Source organism: Pseudomonas sp. BP01, from assembly GCF_022760795.1.
Lineage (GTDB): Bacteria > Pseudomonadota > Gammaproteobacteria > Pseudomonadales > Pseudomonadaceae > Aquipseudomonas > Aquipseudomonas putida_Q.
Genome location: NZ_JAFBKA010000022.1, coordinates 58,181 through 75,731, shown reverse-complemented (window position 1 = coordinate 75,731; position 17,551 = coordinate 58,181). Strand labels below are relative to the sequence as shown.

The 17,551-nt window shown below is 63.1% G+C and carries 13 protein-coding genes; 10 read left to right on the top strand and 3 right to left on the bottom strand.

All coding sequences use genetic code 11. The features are described 5' to 3' along the window. Positions 1–31 precede the first annotated feature (31 nt). The gene (locus tag JOY50_RS19445) at positions 32–1,030 is read right to left on the bottom strand and encodes a class I SAM-dependent methyltransferase (protein ID WP_132846678.1); all 999 of its coding nucleotides are present in this window, start codon (positions 1,028–1,030) and stop codon (positions 32–34) included. A gap of 52 nt (positions 1,031–1,082) precedes the next feature. Continuing rightward, the gene (locus JOY50_RS19440) at positions 1,083–2,048 is read right to left on the bottom strand and encodes a 2-hydroxyacid dehydrogenase (RefSeq protein ID WP_132846677.1); all 966 of its coding nucleotides are present in this window, start codon (positions 2,046–2,048) and stop codon (positions 1,083–1,085) included. A 162-nt stretch (positions 2,049–2,210) separates the two neighbouring features. Between JOY50_RS19440 and JOY50_RS19435 the strand changes: the two genes are divergently transcribed. The 10 genes from JOY50_RS19435 (at position 2,211) to JOY50_RS19390 (ending at position 15,316) form a co-directional block, all read left to right on the top strand. After that, positions 2,211–3,893, top strand: a complete 1,683-nt coding sequence (locus JOY50_RS19435; RefSeq protein ID WP_132846676.1) for a fatty acid--CoA ligase — start codon at positions 2,211–2,213, stop codon at positions 3,891–3,893. 332 nt (positions 3,894–4,225) lie between these two features. Then, positions 4,226–6,109: a DUF1302 domain-containing protein gene (locus tag JOY50_RS19430; protein WP_019472467.1), complete on the top strand. Its 1,884-nt coding sequence runs from the start codon at positions 4,226–4,228 to the stop codon at positions 6,107–6,109. 25 nt (positions 6,110–6,134) lie between these two features. Then, a complete protein-coding gene (locus JOY50_RS19425; RefSeq protein WP_132846675.1) occupies positions 6,135–7,499 on the top strand; it encodes a DUF1329 domain-containing protein in 1,365 nt (454 codons plus the stop codon). Positions 7,500–7,855: 356 nt separating this feature from the next. Then, a complete protein-coding gene (locus JOY50_RS19420) occupies positions 7,856–10,573 on the top strand; it encodes a LuxR C-terminal-related transcriptional regulator (protein ID WP_132846353.1) in 2,718 nt (905 codons plus the stop codon). 159 nt (positions 10,574–10,732) lie between these two features. Beyond that, the gene (locus JOY50_RS19415) at positions 10,733–12,340 is read left to right on the top strand and encodes a tetratricopeptide repeat-containing response regulator (protein WP_019472464.1); all 1,608 of its coding nucleotides are present in this window, start codon (positions 10,733–10,735) and stop codon (positions 12,338–12,340) included. Then, positions 12,337–13,029, top strand: coding sequence for a sensor histidine kinase KdpD (locus JOY50_RS19410; RefSeq protein ID WP_138737444.1), 693 nt, complete (start codon positions 12,337–12,339; stop codon positions 13,027–13,029). Before JOY50_RS19415 ends, JOY50_RS19410 begins: the two co-directional genes overlap by 4 nt. A gap of 169 nt (positions 13,030–13,198) precedes the next feature. Further along, positions 13,199–13,477, top strand: a complete 279-nt coding sequence (locus JOY50_RS19405; protein ID WP_019472462.1) for an AbrB/MazE/SpoVT family DNA-binding domain-containing protein — start codon at positions 13,199–13,201, stop codon at positions 13,475–13,477. Beyond that, positions 13,474–13,821, top strand: coding sequence for a type II toxin-antitoxin system ChpB family toxin (locus JOY50_RS19400; RefSeq protein WP_019472461.1), 348 nt, complete (start codon positions 13,474–13,476; stop codon positions 13,819–13,821). Before JOY50_RS19405 ends, JOY50_RS19400 begins: the two co-directional genes overlap by 4 nt. 18 nt (positions 13,822–13,839) lie before the next feature. Continuing rightward, positions 13,840–14,484, top strand: coding sequence for an MBL fold metallo-hydrolase (locus JOY50_RS19395; RefSeq protein WP_138737442.1), 645 nt, complete (start codon positions 13,840–13,842; stop codon positions 14,482–14,484). Positions 14,485–14,593: 109 nt separating this feature from the next. Further along, positions 14,594–15,316, top strand: a complete 723-nt coding sequence (locus JOY50_RS19390) for an OmpA family protein (protein WP_016501466.1) — start codon at positions 14,594–14,596, stop codon at positions 15,314–15,316. Between the two features lie 118 nt (positions 15,317–15,434). Here the strand turns inward: JOY50_RS19390 and pta are convergent, their stop codons facing one another. Continuing rightward, the gene (gene pta / locus JOY50_RS19385) at positions 15,435–17,522 is read right to left on the bottom strand and encodes a phosphate acetyltransferase (protein WP_243055652.1); all 2,088 of its coding nucleotides are present in this window, start codon (positions 17,520–17,522) and stop codon (positions 15,435–15,437) included. Between the last annotated feature and the right edge of the window lie 29 nt (positions 17,523–17,551).

The following is a 17,551-nucleotide window of genomic DNA, read 5'->3' as shown; positions in this document are numbered from 1 at the left end:
CTAGGCTAAACGCTTTCGGCAAGCGCTGTTTTTATCCATGTGTTGCCTGATAGATACGGAAACCGTCAGCGTCGTCGCGCAACGTGCAGTTGCCCAGCGCCCCTTCGATGAGCGGCTGATAGCGCAGGAAGCTGTTGGCAACAAGGCGCATTTCACCGCCTTTTCGCAGATGAACGGCCGATTTTTTTAGCAGGTTTTCCGAAGCCTGGTAGTTGGTGTGCACCCCGGTGTGGAACGGCGGATTGCTCAGGATCAGGCTCAGTTCGGTGGGCGCCGCGTCGATACCATCACCACTGATCACGTCGCCTTCCAGGCCATTGGCCGCCAGCGTCAGCCGGCTGGCCGCCACCGCGAAGGCATCCACGTCCAGCAGGGTTACCCGGTTTTGTGGATAGCGGCGCTTGACCGTTGCGCCCAATACCCCGGCGCCACAGCCGAAGTCCAGCACATGCCCGCTCGGCAGGCCGTCGAGGTGCTTGAGCAGCAGGGCGGTACCGCGGTCGAGGCGCCCGTGGCTGAATACGCCAGGCAAGCTGATTACGTGCAACGGGCCGTCCTCCAGGGCCAGCTCGAAGCGCTCGGCCAGGCTCTCCAGCGGTTTGGCCTCGGGCGCCTGCTCGAGGGTGACTTGCCACAGCTGGCAGTGCCGGGCGCTGTCCAGCTTGCGCGGTTTGCCAAAGGCCTGCAGCTGTTTGGCTGCGCCTTCGATGCCGCCGCGCTTTTCGCCGACCAGGTACAGCTCACGGCCGGCCAGGCGCGACGCCAGGGCATTGAGCAGGTAGGCAGCCAGCTCGCGGGACTTGGGCAGGAACAGCACGGCGCTGTCGAAGGCCACCTCAGGCGGCTCGACACCATAATGGCTGCGGCCGGGGAAGCGGCTGTCGAGCATGGCGTGATCGCCCGCATGCCACGTCCAGGCCTGGGCCTGCGGCAATTGGCCAAGCAGGCCATCGGCGGGGGCGCCGGCGATCAGCAGCGGCCCCTGGAACAGCTCTGCCTGGCGGAGCAATACTTCACTGCGCGGGTCCATGGACGACGCCTCCTGAAAAAGTGGCGCAGTGTAGCAGAGGTGCGCGCCCCGCTCAGCTGACCATGCGGCGTGGCTGACCGGCGAAGAAGGCCTGGGCATTCTCGCTGAGCTGGCCGACGATGCGTTGGCGCGACTCCACTGCCCCCCATGCGCTGTGCGGGGTGATGATCAGCCGCGGGATACCGGGTTCGAGCAACGGGTTGCCGTTTACTGGCGGCTCCACGCTCAGCACGTCAGTAGCCGCGCCGCCCAGGTGACCACGGCGCAGGGCATCGGCCAGGGCCTGCTCGTCGATCAGGCCGCCACGGGCGGTGTTGACCACCAGTGCACCTGGCCTGAGCAAGGCCAGTTCGCGGGCACCGAGCATGTGCCGCGTGTGCTCGTTCAGCGGGCAGTGCAGGGTCAGGGCATCGATTTGTGGCAGCAGTTCGTCCAGCGGCAGGCGGTCGGCGCGTTCCGGGCGGCCGGGAATCTGCCCGCTCAGTACGCGCATGCCGAAGGCTTCGGCCAGCCGCGCCACCGCGCCGCCCAGTTCGCCGTGGCCGAGCAGGCCGAGGGTTTTGCCTTCCAGCTCGACGATGGGGAAGTCCAGCAGACAGAACTGGCTGGCCTTGGCCCACTGGCCATCGGCTACTGCCTGGTTGTAGTCGCACAGACGCGTGGCCAGCGCCAGCAGCAGGGCCAGGGTGTGCTGCGCGACGGACGGCGTGCCATAACCCTGGCAGTTGCAAACCGTGATGCCTTGGGCTCGCGCTGCTGTCAGGTCGACATTGTTGGTGCCGGTGGCGGCCACCAGAATCAGCTTGAGCTGTGGGTTGGCGGCCAGGGTCGCGGCGTCGAGCATGACCTTGTTGCTGACCACTGCCACGGCGCCCTGCAGGCGCTGGCTTACCTGGTCAGGGCGGGTTGCATCGAACAGCTCGAACTCATCGAACTGGCTTCTTAGCGGGGAAAGGTCGAGGTCACCAAGGTCCAGGGATTGGTGATCGAGAAACACGGCGCGACGCGGGCTGGGCATCAGTAAGGCTCCGTTGGCAGGGCAGGGATGATCCATCCCCCGGACAATGCCACTCATACCCCGCGCAGCCAAATCATTCCTTCGGCTGATTTAGCCGTCACATTCGCGAACTACAGTAGTTCCCAGACTTGTCCGGCCCGCTTTTTCAGAAAAGGGATACCCATGCTGCAGACCCGCATCATCAAGCCCGCCGAGGGCGCCTACGACTACCCGCTGCTGATCAAACGCCTTTTGATGTCCGGCAGCCGCTATGAAAAGACCCGCGAAATCGTCTATCGCGACCAGTTGCGCCTGACGTACCCACAGCTCAACGAGCGCATTGCGCGCCTGGCCAATGTGCTGACCGAGGCCGGGGTAAAGGCCGGCGATACTGTGGCGGTAATGGATTGGGACAGCCATCGCTACCTGGAGTGCATGTTCGCCATCCCGATGATTGGCGCCGTCGTGCACACCATCAACGTGCGCCTGTCGCCCGAGCAGATCCTCTACACCATGAACCATGCCGAAGACCGCGTGGTGCTGGTCAACAGCGATTTTGTCGGCCTCTACCAGGCCATTGCCGGGCAACTGACTACCGTTGAAAAGACCTTGTTGCTGACGGATGGTCCGGACAAGACCGCCGAGCTGCCGGACCTGGTGGGCGAGTACGAGCAGCTGCTGGCAGCCGCCAGCCCGCGCTACGATTTCCCGGACTTCGATGAAAACTCGGTAGCCACCACTTTCTACACCACCGGCACCACCGGCAACCCCAAGGGTGTGTACTTCACCCACCGGCAATTGGTGCTGCACACCCTGGCCGAAGCTTCGGTCACCGGCAGCATCGACAGTGTGCGCCTGCTGGGCAGCAACGACGTGTACATGCCCATCACGCCGATGTTCCATGTACATGCCTGGGGCATTCCCTACGCCGCCACCATGCTTGGCATGAAGCAGGTGTACCCGGGGCGCTACGAGCCGGACATGCTGGTCAAGCTGTGGCGTGAGGAAAAGGTCACGTTCTCCCATTGCGTGCCGACCATCCTGCAGATGCTGCTCAGCTGCCCGACCTCGCAAGGGCAGGACTTCGGCGGCTGGAAGATCATCATTGGCGGCAGCTCGCTCAACCGTTCGCTGTACCAGGCTGCCCTGGCGCGTGGCATCCAGTTGACCGCGGCGTATGGCATGTCCGAAACCTGCCCGCTGATCTCCGCCGCGCACCTGAACGACGAGCTGCAGGCCGGCAGCGAGGATGAGCGCGTCACCTACCGCATCAAGGCCGGCGTGCCGGTGCCGCTGGTCGAGGCGGCCATTGTCGATGGCGACGGCAACTTCCTGCCGGCAGACGGCGAGACCCAGGGCGAGTTGGTGCTGCGTGCACCGTGGCTGACCATGGGCTATTTCAAGGAGCCGGAAAAGAGTGAGGAGCTGTGGCAGGGGGGCTGGTTGCACACCGGAGATGTCGCCACCCTCGACGGCATGGGCTACATCGACATTCGTGACCGCATCAAGGATGTGATCAAGACCGGCGGCGAGTGGGTTTCCTCGCTCGACCTGGAAGACCTGATCAGCCGTCACCCAGCCGTGCGCGAAGTGGCGGTGGTGGGGGTGGCCGACCCGCAGTGGGGCGAGCGCCCGTTTGCCCTGCTGGTAGTGCGCGATGGCCAGGCCATCGATGCCAAGGCGCTCAAGGACCATCTCAAGCCATTTGTCGAGCAAGGGCACATCAACAAGTGGGCGATTCCTAGCCAGATCGCCGTTGTTACTGAAATTCCCAAGACCAGTGTCGGCAAGCTCGACAAGAAACGCATCCGCCAGGACATCGTCCAGTGGCAGGCCAGCAATAGTGCGTTCCTTTCCACGCTTTAAGTGCCGTGCGGGTCGCGAACGTCAGAACGCGACCCGCACGCTAGAGGCCTCGACGGCTTGCCAAATGGCAGAAATGCGCCATCCTTGAGCTCTGCCAGCCCGCAACCGGGACAACACTGCAGCGAGTTGGCGGCATGGAGCGCAAATCACACTTTAGAGGGATCAAGCGCCTGTGCCTTGCTGGCTATAGTCGGGGCCAGGGGATTTTCAGGAATGGGGGAGGGCGATACGCGCAAGCCGTATCGCCGCAGGTGCAAACCTGCAAACCGGTCGCTCGGGCCGTTCTTGAAAGGACTCACTGCCATAACAATAAAGTACATGGAGTAGCGTCGATGAAATCTGCAAACCTGTTCTGGCGCCGGGCCAAGTTGCCCCTGGCCGTCAGCCTTGCTTCCACGCTCGCAAGTCCTGCTTTCGCTGTCAGTTTCAACATTGGTGAAATCGAAGGGCAGTTCGACTCGTCGCTCTCCATCGGCGCCAGCTGGTCGACGGCCAACCCCAACAAGAACCTGATCGGGGTGAACAACGGCGGCAAGGGCCTGTCGCAGACATCCGACGATGGCCACCTGAACTTCAAGAAGGGCGAAACCTTTTCCAAGATCTTCAAGGGCATCCACGACCTGGAGCTCAAGTACGGTGACACCGGCGTGTTCGTGCGCGGCAAGTACTGGTACGACTTCGAGCTGAAGGACGAAGGCCGCGAGTTCAAGGACATCAGCGACTCCGGCCGCAAGGAAGGCGCCAAGTCGTCCGGCGCCCAGTTGCTCGACGCCTTTGTCTACCACAACTACTCCATCGGCGATCAGCCGGGCTCGGTGCGCCTGGGCAAGCAGGTGGTGAGCTGGGGTGAAAGTACCTTCATCGGCGGCGGCATCAACTCGATCAACCCCATCGACGTGTCGGCGTTCCGCCGCCCGGGGGCCGAGATCAAGGAAGGCCTGATCCCGGTCAACATGTTCTATGTCTCGCAAAGCCTGACCGACAACCTGTCGGCCGAGGCCTTCTACCAGATCGAGTGGGACCAGACGGTTGTTGATAACTGCGGTACGTTCTTCTCCCAGCCGGACATCATTGCCGACGGCTGCACCGACAACCTGCGTGTGCTCAACAGCAGCCGCACCCTCAATGCACTGCCTGCCATTGCCAGGGGCGTGCTGGCCGCCAACAATGTCAACTACAACGAAGAAGGCGTGCTGGTAAGGCGTGGTGCCGATCGCGACGCCCGCGACAGTGGCCAGTTCGGTGTTGCGTTCCGCTATATGTTCGAACCGCTGGATACCGAGTTCGGCGCGTACTTCATGAACTACCACAGCCGTGCGCCGATCTTCAGTGCGACTGGCGCTTCCCCGGCTGCGTTCGCTTTTGCCAACAGCCTTACGCCCACAGCGCTTGCCGGGCTTCGTCCGCTGCTCATTGCAGGCAACTCCCAGTACTTTGTCGAGTATCCAGAGGATATCCGCCTGTACGGTTTGAGCTTCGCCACCACGCTGCCTACCGGTACTGCGTGGAGCGGCGAGCTTAGCTATCGCCCTAATGCGCCGGTGCAGCTGAACTCTACTGATATCCTGTTCGCCGGTGTCACGCCGCTGGCCGGGTTTGGTAATGCGTCCGTGCTCCAGGGCACACCGGGCCAGGACCTGCACGGCTACCGGCGCAAGGAAATCACCCAGTTCCAGACCACCTTCACCCACTTCTTCGACCAGGTCATGGGCGCCAGCCGGCTCACAGTTGTGGGCGAAGTCGGTGTTACCCATGTCGGCGGCCTGGAGAGCACCAGCAAGGCACGCTATGGTCGCGACCCGGTCTACGGCCCTGGCGAACTGCCTGGTGGCATGTGTACTGCGCTCAACGGCTCCACCATCAATGGCTCCGGGCTGGGCAGCTCCACCGCCAACCTGTCGCGCAACTGCAACAGCGATGGTTTCACCACCAGCACTTCGTGGGGTTATCGCGCTCGCGCCATCTGGGACTACAACGACGTCTTCGCCGGGGTCAACCTGAAGCCCAGCGTGGCCTGGTCCCATGACGTCTCTGGCTACTCGCCAGGCCCAGGCGGCAACTTCGAGGAAGGCCGCAAGGCAGTCAGCCTGGGCCTGGACGCCGAGTACCAGAACACCTACACGGCGAGTCTGTCGTACACCAACTTCTTCGACGGCAAGTACACCACCGTGGATGACCGTGACTTCGTCGCGCTCAGCTTCGGCGTGAACTTCTAAGCATACAGATCCAGGACGACACGACATGAACACGACCAGAAGTCTGCTGCAAGCCGGTGTACTGGGCCTGTCCCTGCTGGCGACCAGCGTCATGGCTGCGGTATCCGCCGACGAGGCGGCCAAGTTGGGCAGTACCCTGACCCCTATGGGGGCGGAAAAGGCCGGCAACGCCGATGGCTCCATCGGCCCCTGGGAGCCGCTGTCGAAGAGTGCGGGCAGCGTCGACGGCAAGGGTTTCCTTGCCGACCCGTATGGCAGTGAAAAGCCGCTGTTCACCATCACTGCGCAAAACGCCGAGCAGTACAAGGACAAGCTTTCGCCGGGCCAGCTGGCCATGCTCAAGCGCTACCCGGACACCTTCAAGATCCCGGTATTCAAAACCCATCGCGGCTCCACGGTACCTGCGGACGTGTTCGCCGCCATCAAGAAAAACGCCACCCAGACCACGCTGACGGAAGGCGGCAACGGTTTGAATAACTTCAACACGGCGGTGCCGTTCCCGATCCCGAAAAGCGGCCTGGAAGTGATCTGGAACCACATCACCCGTTACCGGGGGGGCAGTGTAAGCCGCCTGGTGATCCAGGCCACGCCACAGCAGAACGGCTCTTTCAGCCCGGTTTACTTCTCCGACCAGTTCGTCTTCCGCGACAGGATGAAGGATTACGACCCGAACAACCCAGGCAACATCCTGTTCTACTTCAAGCAGGAAGTGACCGCGCCAGCGCGCCTGGCCGGGACCGTGCTGCTGGTGCACGAAACCCTCGACCAGGTGAAGGAGCCGCGCAAGGCGTGGATCTACAACGCCGGCCAGCGTCGCGTGCGCCAGGCGCCGCAAGTGTCGTACGACGGCCCGGGTACCGCCGCCGACGGCCTGCGTACGTCCGACAACCTGGACATGTTCAACGGTGCGCCAGACCGCTACGACTGGAAGCTGGAAGGCAAGAAGGAGCTGTACATCGCCTCCAACGCCTTCAAGCTGGATGACCCCAAGCTGAAGTACGCCGACATCATCAAGGCCGGGCACATCAACCAGGACCTTTCCCGTTACGAGCTGCGCCGCGTCTGGCACGTGGTCGCAACCCTGAAGCCGGGCCAGCGGCACATCTACGCCAAGCGTGACTTCTACATCGACGAAGACACCTGGCAGGCCGCAGTGATCGACCAGTACGACGGCCGTGGCCAGCTGTGGCGCGTGTCCGAAGCCCATTCCCAGCCGTATTACAACAAAGAGGTGCCTTGGTACACCCTGGAAACCATCTACGACCTGCAGTCGGGTCGTTACCTGGCCCTGGGCATGAAAAACGAAGAGAAGCGTGCCTACGACTTCGGCTTCAGTGCCAGCAAAGCGGACTTCCAGCCTGCGGCGTTGCGCCAGTCGGGTATTCGTTGATCTGAAAAGCCTCCACTCCGTGTGATCCCCAGAACGCCCCGGCCTCCCCGGGGCGTTTCTTTTTACCAGTACGGCCTCTTCGCGGGCACGCCCGCTCCCACAGGTACAGCACCGGCCTTGAAAGCAGTGCAAACCCCTGTGGGAGCGGGCGCGCCCGCGAAGAGGTCGGAACAGGCAATAAATTTGCTGAATACCCACCCAAACCCCCGCCCCAGCCCCCTGTCCATCAGCCATGTTGCTTTTTGTCGCAGTCTTTTCCGGGGCAATTGCGCCCATCATCTTCAAATGCGCTGCGTTACCGGCTAGTCTCGCAAGCATCCATATCGCCGTAGTCCTCCACCCAGAACGAGCCGGCCATGACAGATTTGTCCCGTACACATGGATTTGCCAGCCAGGCCCTGGGCCTGCTGGACGGGCGTTTCTTCCGGCCGCCGCTGCCGGACGGCCATGTGCCGCGCCTGCGCCTGTGTCAGCGCTTGCACGCCGGGCTGGGTGGCCGGTTGCTGCTGGTCAACGCCCCGGCGGGTTTCGGCAAAAGCTCCCTGGCCATCGAATTTTGCGAAGCGCTGCCCGAGCATTGGCGTAGCCTGTGGCTGGGCCTGAGCCAGCGTGATGCCGACCCAGGCCGCTTTCTTGAGCGGCTGCTCGAAGGCCTGCAGCAGTACTGCCCGGCACTGGGCGGGCAGGCCATGGGCTTGCTGAAAATGCGCCAGCGCCACCAGCCGTTTGCCTTCGAAGAGTGGATCGACGGCCTGCTCGACGAGCTGGCGCTGTACCTGCAAACCGATACCCCTTTGCTGCTGGTACTCGACGACTATCACCTGGCCCAGGGGCCGGTACTCGACCGTTGCCTGCAATTCTTCCTCAACCACCTGCCCGCCGGCCTGGTGTTGCTGGTTACCAGCCGCCAGCGCCCGGACTGGCACCTGGCGCGTTTGCGGCTGTCGCGCCAGCTTGTCGAACTGAACGAACAGGATTTGCGCCTCACCGACGAAGAGTCGCTGGCGGTGATCGGCCGGCAGCCAACGGCCCTGCGCGGCCAGGCACTGGACAACCTCATTCAGCGCAGCGACGGTTGGGTGGCCGGTCTGCGTTTCTGGCAACTGGCAGCCAGCGAGTCGGCGGACGAGCAAGCCTTGCCCCAGGCCTTACATGGCGGCGAAGGCCTGATCCGCGACTACCTGCTTGAAGAAGTCATCGACATGCTGCCCGCCGATGTACAGGCGTTCCTGTACGACACGGCCTGCCAAGAGCGCTTCTGCGCCCCATTGTGCGATGCCTTGCGTGGCCGCCAGGACAGCGCCGCAGTGCTGCGCTTCCTGCAGGCGCACCAGGTGTTTTTGGTGCCGCTGGACGAGCATGGCCACTGGTTCCGCTACCATCACCTGTTCTCCGACCTGCTGCGCAGCCGGCAGGCCAGCGAACCACTGGCCGGTTTGCAACTGCGTGCCTGTCGCTGGTTTGAAAAGCAGGGCCTGCTGGACGAGGCGGTAGAGCAGGCGCTGCGTGCCGGCCACCTCGATGTCGCTGCCGACCTGGTGCAGAGCCTGTCCGAGGAGCAACTGCTGGCGGAACAGAACGTCGGCATGTTGCTGCGCTGGAAGATGGACCTGCCCGACAGCCTGCTGATCAGCACTCCCCGGTTGATCGTGCTGTACAGCTGGGCGTTGGGCCTGGCGTGCCAGCTCGACGCAGCCGAGGAACTGGCGGGCTACCTCAGTCGCTTTTTGCCCGCGCCTTCGGCGACCGCGCAAAAGTCGATGCTGGCCCAGTGGCTGGCGCTGAGTGGGGTGATTGCCCGTGGCCGTGGCGACCGCGAACGTACTGTGGCTTATTGCGGCGAAGCGCTGCAGAGCCTGCCGTGCAAGCGCTATGGCCAACGCCTGGTGTGCTTGTCGACGCTGTCCAACCTGGCCATTGCCGACGGCGATTTCTGGCGGGCCCGAGGCTGGAACCGCGAAGCCCTGGAGCTGGCCCAGCGGGTTGGCAACCCGTTGTTCGAGGCGCTGGCCCATTACGACCGGGCGCGCGTGCTGCATGCCCGTGGCGAGGTGCTGCGCGCGCTGGACGAAGTGCGCCAAGGGCTTCAGCGCCTGCAAGGGCTTTCGGCGCAGCGGCTGTATGCGGTGCGTGCGCGCCTGACGCTTTACGAAGGTTACCTGCTGGTCTCGCGGCTGCAGCCGGCCCAGGGCCGTGCGCGTTTGCGCGCCGGGCTGGGCGAGGCGCGGGCCTGTCGGGATATCAGTGTGCTTATCGGCCATTGCGTCATTGCGACCCTCGATGGCCGGGAAGGGCACTTTGCCGAGGCCTTTGCCGAACTGGCAGAGGCCGAGCGCCTGATGCATATCTGGGACGTGCCCCCGGTCTACTACCTGGCCATGATTACCTTGGTCAAATGCGAACTGTGGCTGGCCCAGGGGCGTACCGACCTGGCCGAGTCCTGGCTGCTGCGCCTGGGCCAGACCTACGGCGGCGAGCAGCCGGCGGCAGCACCGGAGTTCCACCCATTGCTGCCCTTGCACATTGCGTTGCAGCAGGCGCTGCTCGAGCGCATCCAGTTACGTGGCGACGATGCCGTGCAACGGCTGGCAAGCCTGGTCGAGCGAGGCCGGGCCAGTGGCGGCATGATGCTTACCGTCAGCGCCCTGTGCCAATGGCTCACCCAGCTGCTGGACGAAGGCCGGGAAGGGCAGGCCGCGCAGCTGCTGCCAAGCCTGCTGGAGTCCGCGCGTGGCGGCGTACTTCAACCGTTCCAGCTGCTGCTGGAAAAACATCCGCAATGGCTTCATGAGCAACTGCAGGCAGGTGCCGCCTGCCCGGTTCAGGCCGAACTGCTCAAGCGACTGCCGCAACTACCAAGCGCTACCATGGGCACTGGCGAAGCCCTGAGTGGCCGCGAACTGGCCGTGCTCCAACTGATTGCCCAGGGCTGTTCCAACCAGCAGATCAGCGAGCGGCTGTTCATTTCCTTGCACACCGTGAAGACCCACGCCAGCCACATCAACAGCAAGCTGGGGGTCGAGCGGCGCACACAGGCGGTGGCCAAGGCCAAATCGCTGGGGCTGCTGGCGTGATACTGGCCCTGCAGGTCATTGATCGCTAAAGTGATGGCCTGAGGCCATGGATTGTGGCCAGCAATGCTCTACCCTCATCTTTTCCGACCGGCTGCCGATACAGCGATCGGTGGCATCGCCTAGCGCGATTTTTCAATCATTCCAAGGCAGGTCGTGTTGATGCTGCAGTACGGGCAAAAAAGCTTTCTGATCGTCGACGACTTTACCGACTTTCGCACGTCGACCCGTTCCATGCTGCGTGAGTTGGGCGTGCGCGACGTGGACACCGCCGACAGCGGCGAGCAGGCGCTGCGCATGTGTGCGCAGAAGCGCTATGACTTCATCCTGCAGGACTTCCACCTGGGCGACGGCAAGAAGAACGGCCAGCAGGTGCTTGAAGACCTGATCATCGACAAGCACATCAGCCATGAATGCGTGTTCATCATGGTCACGGCCGAGAGCAGCCAGGCCATTGTCCTCAGTGCCATCGAGCACGAGCCCGATGCCTACCTGACCAAGCCGTTCAACCGCGTTGGCCTGGCCCAGCGCGTCGAGAAACTGTTCCAGCGCAAGACACTGCTCAAGCCGATCCTGCAGGCGCTGGACCGCAATCGCCCGGCCGAAGTGCTGGCTGCTTGTGCCGAGCTGTGCAAGAAGGACCCGCGCCTGGCACCGCTGTGCCTGCGTTATCGGGCCGATGCCCTGCGCAACCTCAACCGCTTCGAGGAACTGGAAAAGTTCCTCAAGGCCATCCTGGCCAGCCGCCCGCAGCCTTGGGTGTACGCCGCGTTGGGCGCCCTGATGCATAAACGTGGCCAGAATGCCCAGGCCCAGGGTGTGTACGAGCAGGCGCTCAAGGCGTTCCCGATCATGCCCGGCCTTTACGATGGCATGGCCGAAGTGCTGGTGGCCCAGGGCGATTCCAGGCGCGCGCAAAACCTGCTTGAAGAAGCCGTACGCCTATCGCCACTGTCGGTACGCCGGCAGTCGACGCTGGGCAAGCTGGCGCTGGAAAACGAAGACTTCGAGACCGCGTCGAAGGCGTTCCGCCATGCCGTGAACCAGGGCCAGAGCTCGCGCTACAAGGATGCTGAAAACAACCTTGGCCTGGTGCAGGCGCTGATGAGCAAGAACGCAGGCTTTGGCCTGGACGCCCGTACCCGTGTCGAAATCAACACCACGCTCAGCGAAGTGGCCAAGGAAAACCCCGAGGACCAGGGCTTGCAGGTGCGTGCGCGGATGATGAAGGCGGCCAGCCTGCAGCAGGCGGGCGACCCGGAAACGGCCGGCAAGCTGACCGAACAGGCGATCCAGCGCCTGGATAAGATGAACCAGTTCTTCTCGGTCGATTCGGCCCTGACCGTTGCCGCCCAGTTGCAGGCAATGGGCCAGGAAGCCGCCGCGCTCGGCGTGCTGAAGAGCTGTGTGGAAAGTTATGGCGACGACCCCAAGGTCATGGAAAAAGTCGGCAAGCTGACGGACGACCCCAGTGTGCTCAACGCCATTACCGAAGCGGTCACCCTCAATCGCCAGGGTGTGCGCAGTTACCAGGGAGGGCAGCTTGGCGAGGCGTTGCAACTGTTCCGCAAGGCGCTGGGTATGCAGCCGAAGAACATCAGCATCGCCCTTAACACCGCCCAGGCGCTGCTGCGCATTGGCGGTGAAAACCCTCAGCCCGCGATCATGCAGGAATGCCAGGACGCCTTGACCAGCGTGGCCGGTATCCCTGCCAGCGACAATCGCTATGACCGTTACCGCAAACTGCACATCCGAGTGTTCGGCGCATGAATCAAGACAATCAGGGGCTGGATTTTTCCACGGTGATCGCCTCCACCGTGCACGACCTCAAAAGCTCTTTGTCAGCGCTGATCCAGTCCCACAATCAGTGGGTGGAACGCTTGCCCGAAGAGCTGCGCGGTGGTGTCGAACAGGGAATCATGGAGCACGAGTTTCGCCACCTCAACGGCATGCTGGTGCAACTGCTTGGGCTGTACAAGCTGGGTATCAACCAGTTGCCAGTGTGCCCGGACTACCACGAGCTGGATGATTTCATCGAAGCCCAGTTGGCGGCGCACCAGGAAGTGCTCAAGCACAACGACATCCTCGCCACCTGGCGCATCGACACCGACAACCCGCTGGGCTTTTTCGACCGTGAACTGGTGGCCTCGGTGATCGCCAACGTCATCACCAACGCCACCCGCTTTGCCGGGCACGCCTTGTTGATCACCATCGAAGAGGCCGACAACCAGCTGGCCATCTGCGTGAACGATGACGGCCCGGGTTATCCAAAGCACATGCTCGAGCGCCAGGAGCAATACATCCAGGGTATCGACTCGACCAGCGGCAGCACCGGCCTGGGGCTGTACTTTGCAGCGCGGATTGCAGCGCTGCATGAAAGCGGCGGGGTGCGCGGGCGGATCGAGATCTCCAATGGCGGGGCGCTTGGGGGCGGGTTGTTCAGGTTGTTCCTGCCCTGATAGATGGCTGAGTTTGCGCTTCGTGTTTTTGCAGTTGGAAGGTGGCTTCCCAAGGTGATGTAGGGGATTTCCTTCTTGAGGTTGCAGGGCTTTTGTCCGGTCCGGACAGATGACAATGTAGATACGACGTCTCTACATTTCGCTTGCAATCGCTTGGAGGGTTTCTACTATGTATCTACCTTGGGAGATACTCATGCAGATCAAGATTCAGCAGTGGGGCAACAGCGCCGCCATCCGCTTGCCGGCCGCAGTGCTCAAACAGATGCGCCTCGGTGTCGGCTCCACCCTGAGCCTGGACACAGCGGGAGAGACGATGGTGCTCAAGCCCGTCCGATCGAAACCCAAATACACCCTTGAGGAATTGATGGCCCAGTGCGACCTGAGCGCGCCGGAGCCAGAGGACATGGCCGACTGGAGTGCGATGCGCCCAGTAGGACGTGAAGTGTGAAGCGGGTGAAGTTCGCCAGAGGCGATATCGTTCGCGTCAACCTCGACCCCACAGTGGGACGAGAACAACAGGGTGAGGGGCGACCCGCACTGGTACTCACCCCGGCGGCGTTCAATGCGTCAGGCCTGGCAGTGATCGTCCCGATCACCCAAGGTGGTGATTTTGCAAGGCATGCGGGTTTCGCAGTGACGCTCAGCGGTGCGGGCACGCAGACTCAGGGGGTGATGCTCTGCAACCAGGTCCGCACAGTCGACCTTGAAGCACGCTTTGCCAAGCGCGTAGAGTCGGTGCCCGAAGTTGTCATCCTAGATGCACTGGCCCGTGTGCAAACCCTATTCGATTAACCGGTTCCCGTACCCACCATGCAGAATCCATCGTCAGCACTCATCCGCGAAACCTTCCCCGTAGGCCCTTTGCAGTGCAACTGCACGCTCATCGGCGACCCGCTGACCAAGAAAGCCATTGTCGTCGACCCGGGCGGTGACCCGGAGAAGATCCTCGCGCGCCTGCAGGCCCACGGCCTGACGCTGGTCAGCATCATCCATACCCACGCGCACTTCGATCATTTTCTCGCCTCGGGCAAGCTCAAGGAGCTGACCGGCGCCACCCTGCACCTGCACAAAGAGGACCAGGTACTGTGGGACAACCTGGAGATGCAGTGCCAGATGTTCGGCGTTCCTTACACGCCGGTACCGGCGCCCGATCGCTGGCTGGGCGATGACGAAGAGTTGGCCTGTGGCTGTGGCGTGGCATTGCATACGCCTGGCCACACCCCGGGTTCGATGAGCTTCTGGTTCGCCGATGCCAAACTGCTGATCGCCGGCGACACGTTGTTCCGCCGTGGCATTGGCCGCACCGATTTGTGGGGGGGTGACCAGCGGGCTATCGTGCGTTCCATCAAGGAGCGGCTGTACCGGCTGGACGAACAGGCTATCGTGGTGACTGGCCACGGGCCAGAGACCCGTCTGGGCGATGAGATGCGGGAAAACCCCTTTGTCCGTGCCTGAACGTACATGAAGGCACTTTCATTGAATTTTTCATTGCCGATGCAATCCAAGGCTGGCATAGATCCCTTCGTGATCTGCCGCATTTATGAATTTCAGTAGGAGCTTGTCCATGTTCACCATGCGTCGTCTGATTATCGTCGCAACTGCCGCTGCCCTGATGACTGGCTGTGCCGGCCAGAACCCTTATGACAACCAGGGTCAGGCGCAGGGCTCCACGGGGATGAGCAAGACTGCCAAGTATGGCGGCCTGGGCGCGCTGGCTGGCGCCATCGCCGGTGCTGCCATCGACCACAACAACCGTGGCAAGGGTGCACTGATCGGCGCCGCCGCGGTGGGTGCTGCAGCAGCGGGTTATGGCTACTACGCCGACAAGCAAGAGGCCGAGCTGCGCGCCCAGATGGCCAACACCGGCGTGGAAGTACAGCGTCAGGGCGACCAGATCAAACTGATCATGCCGGGCAACATCACCTTTGCCACCGACTCGGCCAACATCGCCCCAAGCTTCTACTCGCCGCTGAACAACCTCGCAGGCTCGTTCAAGCAGTTCAACCAGAACACCATCGAAGTGGTCGGTTTCACCGACAGCACCGGCAGCCGCCAGCACAACATGGACCTGTCCCAGCGCCGCGCGCAGGCGGTCAGCACCTACCTCACCTCGCAGGGTGTGGATGCTTCGCGTATTTCAGTGCGTGGCATGGGCCCGGACCAGCCGATCGCCAGCAACGCCGACGCCAATGGCCGTGCGCAGAACCGCCGGGTGGAAGTGAACCTGAAGCCGATTCCGGGTCAGCAGTATGACCAGCAACAAGGCCAGGTTCAGCAATATCCCTGATTGATGCCCGGGGCCGCCTTGCGGCCCATTCGCGGCACAAGGCCGCTCCCACAGGCATTACGCGATCCCTGTAGGAGCGGCCTTGTGCCGCGAATGGGCTGCAAAGCAGCCCCAGCTTTTAGCGCGCCACGCTGGCCTGAATCGCCGTCAGGGCAATGGTATGCACGATATCGTCAACCTGAGCCCCGCGCGGCAAGTCGTTCACCGGCTTGCGCAATCCCTGCAGCATCGGCCCCAGGCTGACCCCGTCGGCACTGCGTTGCACCGCTTTATGCGTGGTATTGCCGGTATTGAGGTCAGGGAACACGAACACCGTGGCACGCCCGGCCACCGGGCTATCCGGCGCCAGTTCCCGTGCAATCGCCGGGTTGGCCGCCGCGTCATACTGCAGCGGCCCATCAATCAGCAGCTGTCGCGCTGCACCCTGTGCCAGGCGTGTCGCCTCGCGTACTTTCCCGACCTCTTCATCACTGGCCGAATCGCTTGAATAACTGATCATCGCCACCCGCGGCGCGATGCCGAAGGCCTGCGCCGATTCAGCACTCTGCCGGGCGATCTCCGCCAGTTCGGCAGCGCTCGGGTGTGGGTTCATCACGCAGTCGCCGTACACCAGCACCTGCTCGGGGAACAGCATGAAGAACACTGACGACACCAGGCTGGAGCCCGGCGCTGTCTTGATCAGCTGCAGGGCCGGGCGGATGGTGTTGGCGGTGGAGTGCACCAGGCCCGATACCAGGCCGTCCACTTCGTCCAGGGCCAGCATCATGGTGCCGATCACCACCGGGTCTTCCAGTTGCTGCTCGGCCATCGGTGCGTTGAGGTTCTTGCTCTTGCGCAGCGCAACCATCGGCTCCACGTAGCGCCCGCGAATCAGCTCGGGGTCGAGGATTTCCAGGCCAGGCGGCAGGCTAATGCCTTGGGCGCGGGCCACGGCCTCGACATCTTCGGGCTTGGCCAGCAGCACGCAGCGGGCGATGCCGCGCGCCTGGCAGATGGCTGCAGCCTGCACCAGCAGCGGCTCGGCACCTTCTGGCAGGACGATGCGCTTGTTGGCCTGCTGCGCCCGCTGGATCAGCTGGTAGCGGAACACCGCTGGTGACAGGCGCATTTCGCGCGGGGTGCCGCAGCGTTGGTGCAGCCAGGCTGCATCGAGGTGGCTGGCGACGAAATCGGTGATGAACTCGGCGCGTTCGCGGTCGTCGACCGGGATTTCGCGGTTCAGCGAATTGAGCTGGTTGGCCGTGTCGTACGAGCCGGTGCTGACCGACAGGATCGGCAGGCCGGCCTGCAGCGCGCCGCGGCACAGGCCGAGAATGCGCGCGTCGGGCTTGCTGTCGCTGGTCAACAGCAGCCCGGCCAGCGGTACGCCATTGATGGCGGCCAGGCTGACGGCGAGAATGATGTCGTCGCGATCGCCCGGGGTGACCACCAGGGTACCCGACGTCAGCAGCGGCACCGTGTTGGCCACGGTGCGTGCACAGATGATGATCTTGCTCATGCGCCGCTGTTCGTAGTCGCCGGCGTTGAGCACCTGGGCGCCGAGCAGCTCGGCCACGTCGCGGGTGCGCGGGGCGTTCAGCTCAGGCTGGTAGGGGATGCAGCCGAGCAGGCGGAAGTCGTTGCCGCGTAGCAGGGGCGAGTGCTCGCGCAGGCGGGTGGCAAAATCCGCCATGCTTTCGTCAGTGCGCACCTTGTTGAGGATTACCCCGAGTACCTTCGGGTCGCGTGGGCCGCCGAACAGCTGGGCCTGCAGTTCAACCCGGCCGGACAATTCGCTGAGCACTTCGTTTTCCGGGGCCGATACCAGGATCACTTCGGCATCCAGGCTCTTGGCCAGGTGCAGGTTGACCCGCGCCGCGTAGCTGGCGTGGCGCGTGGGCACCATGCCCTCGACCACCACCACGTCATTGCCGACGCAGGCTTGTTGGTAGAGGCGGATGATTTCTTCGAGCAATTCGTCCAGCTGGCCGTCGCCGAGCATGCGCTCGACCTGGGCCAGGCTCAGTGGCACGGGAGGCTTGATGCCGTGGGTGCGCGCAACCAGTTCTGTCGAGCGTTCAGGGCCGGTATCACCCGGGTGGGGCTGGGCGATCGGCTTGAAAAAACCGACCTTCAGGCCGGCGCGCTCCAGGGTGCGCACCAGGCCGAGGCTGATGGAGGTCAGGCCGACACCGAAGTCGGTCGGCGCAATGAAAAATGTCTGCATGCGTGCTTCTCGAAATAAGCGGTGCAAGA

What these genes read in the sequence shown, in the direction of transcription:
- JOY50_RS19445 (WP_132846678.1), bottom strand. Translation starts at nt 1,030, where the DNA reads ATGGACCCGCGCAGTGAAGTATTGCTCCGCCAGGCAGAGCTGTTCCAG.
- JOY50_RS19435 (WP_132846676.1), top strand. Translation starts at nt 2,211, where the DNA reads ATGCTGCAGACCCGCATCATCAAGCCCGCCGAGGGCGCCTACGACTAC.
- JOY50_RS19430 (WP_019472467.1), top strand. Translation starts at nt 4,226, where the DNA reads ATGAAATCTGCAAACCTGTTCTGGCGCCGGGCCAAGTTGCCCCTGGCC.
- JOY50_RS19410 (WP_138737444.1), top strand. Translation starts at nt 12,337, where the DNA reads ATGAATCAAGACAATCAGGGGCTGGATTTTTCCACGGTGATCGCCTCC.
- pta (WP_243055652.1), bottom strand. Translation starts at nt 17,522, where the DNA reads ATGCAGACATTTTTCATTGCGCCGACCGACTTCGGTGTCGGCCTGACC.
- JOY50_RS19415 (WP_019472464.1), top strand. Translation starts at nt 10,733, where the DNA reads ATGCTGCAGTACGGGCAAAAAAGCTTTCTGATCGTCGACGACTTTACC.
- JOY50_RS19420 (WP_132846353.1), top strand. Translation starts at nt 7,856, where the DNA reads ATGACAGATTTGTCCCGTACACATGGATTTGCCAGCCAGGCCCTGGGC.
- JOY50_RS19390 (WP_016501466.1), top strand. Translation starts at nt 14,594, where the DNA reads ATGTTCACCATGCGTCGTCTGATTATCGTCGCAACTGCCGCTGCCCTG.
- JOY50_RS19395 (WP_138737442.1), top strand. Translation starts at nt 13,840, where the DNA reads ATGCAGAATCCATCGTCAGCACTCATCCGCGAAACCTTCCCCGTAGGC.
- JOY50_RS19405 (WP_019472462.1), top strand. Translation starts at nt 13,199, where the DNA reads ATGTATCTACCTTGGGAGATACTCATGCAGATCAAGATTCAGCAGTGG.
- JOY50_RS19440 (WP_132846677.1), bottom strand. Translation starts at nt 2,048, where the DNA reads ATGCCCAGCCCGCGTCGCGCCGTGTTTCTCGATCACCAATCCCTGGAC.
- JOY50_RS19425 (WP_132846675.1), top strand. Translation starts at nt 6,135, where the DNA reads ATGAACACGACCAGAAGTCTGCTGCAAGCCGGTGTACTGGGCCTGTCC.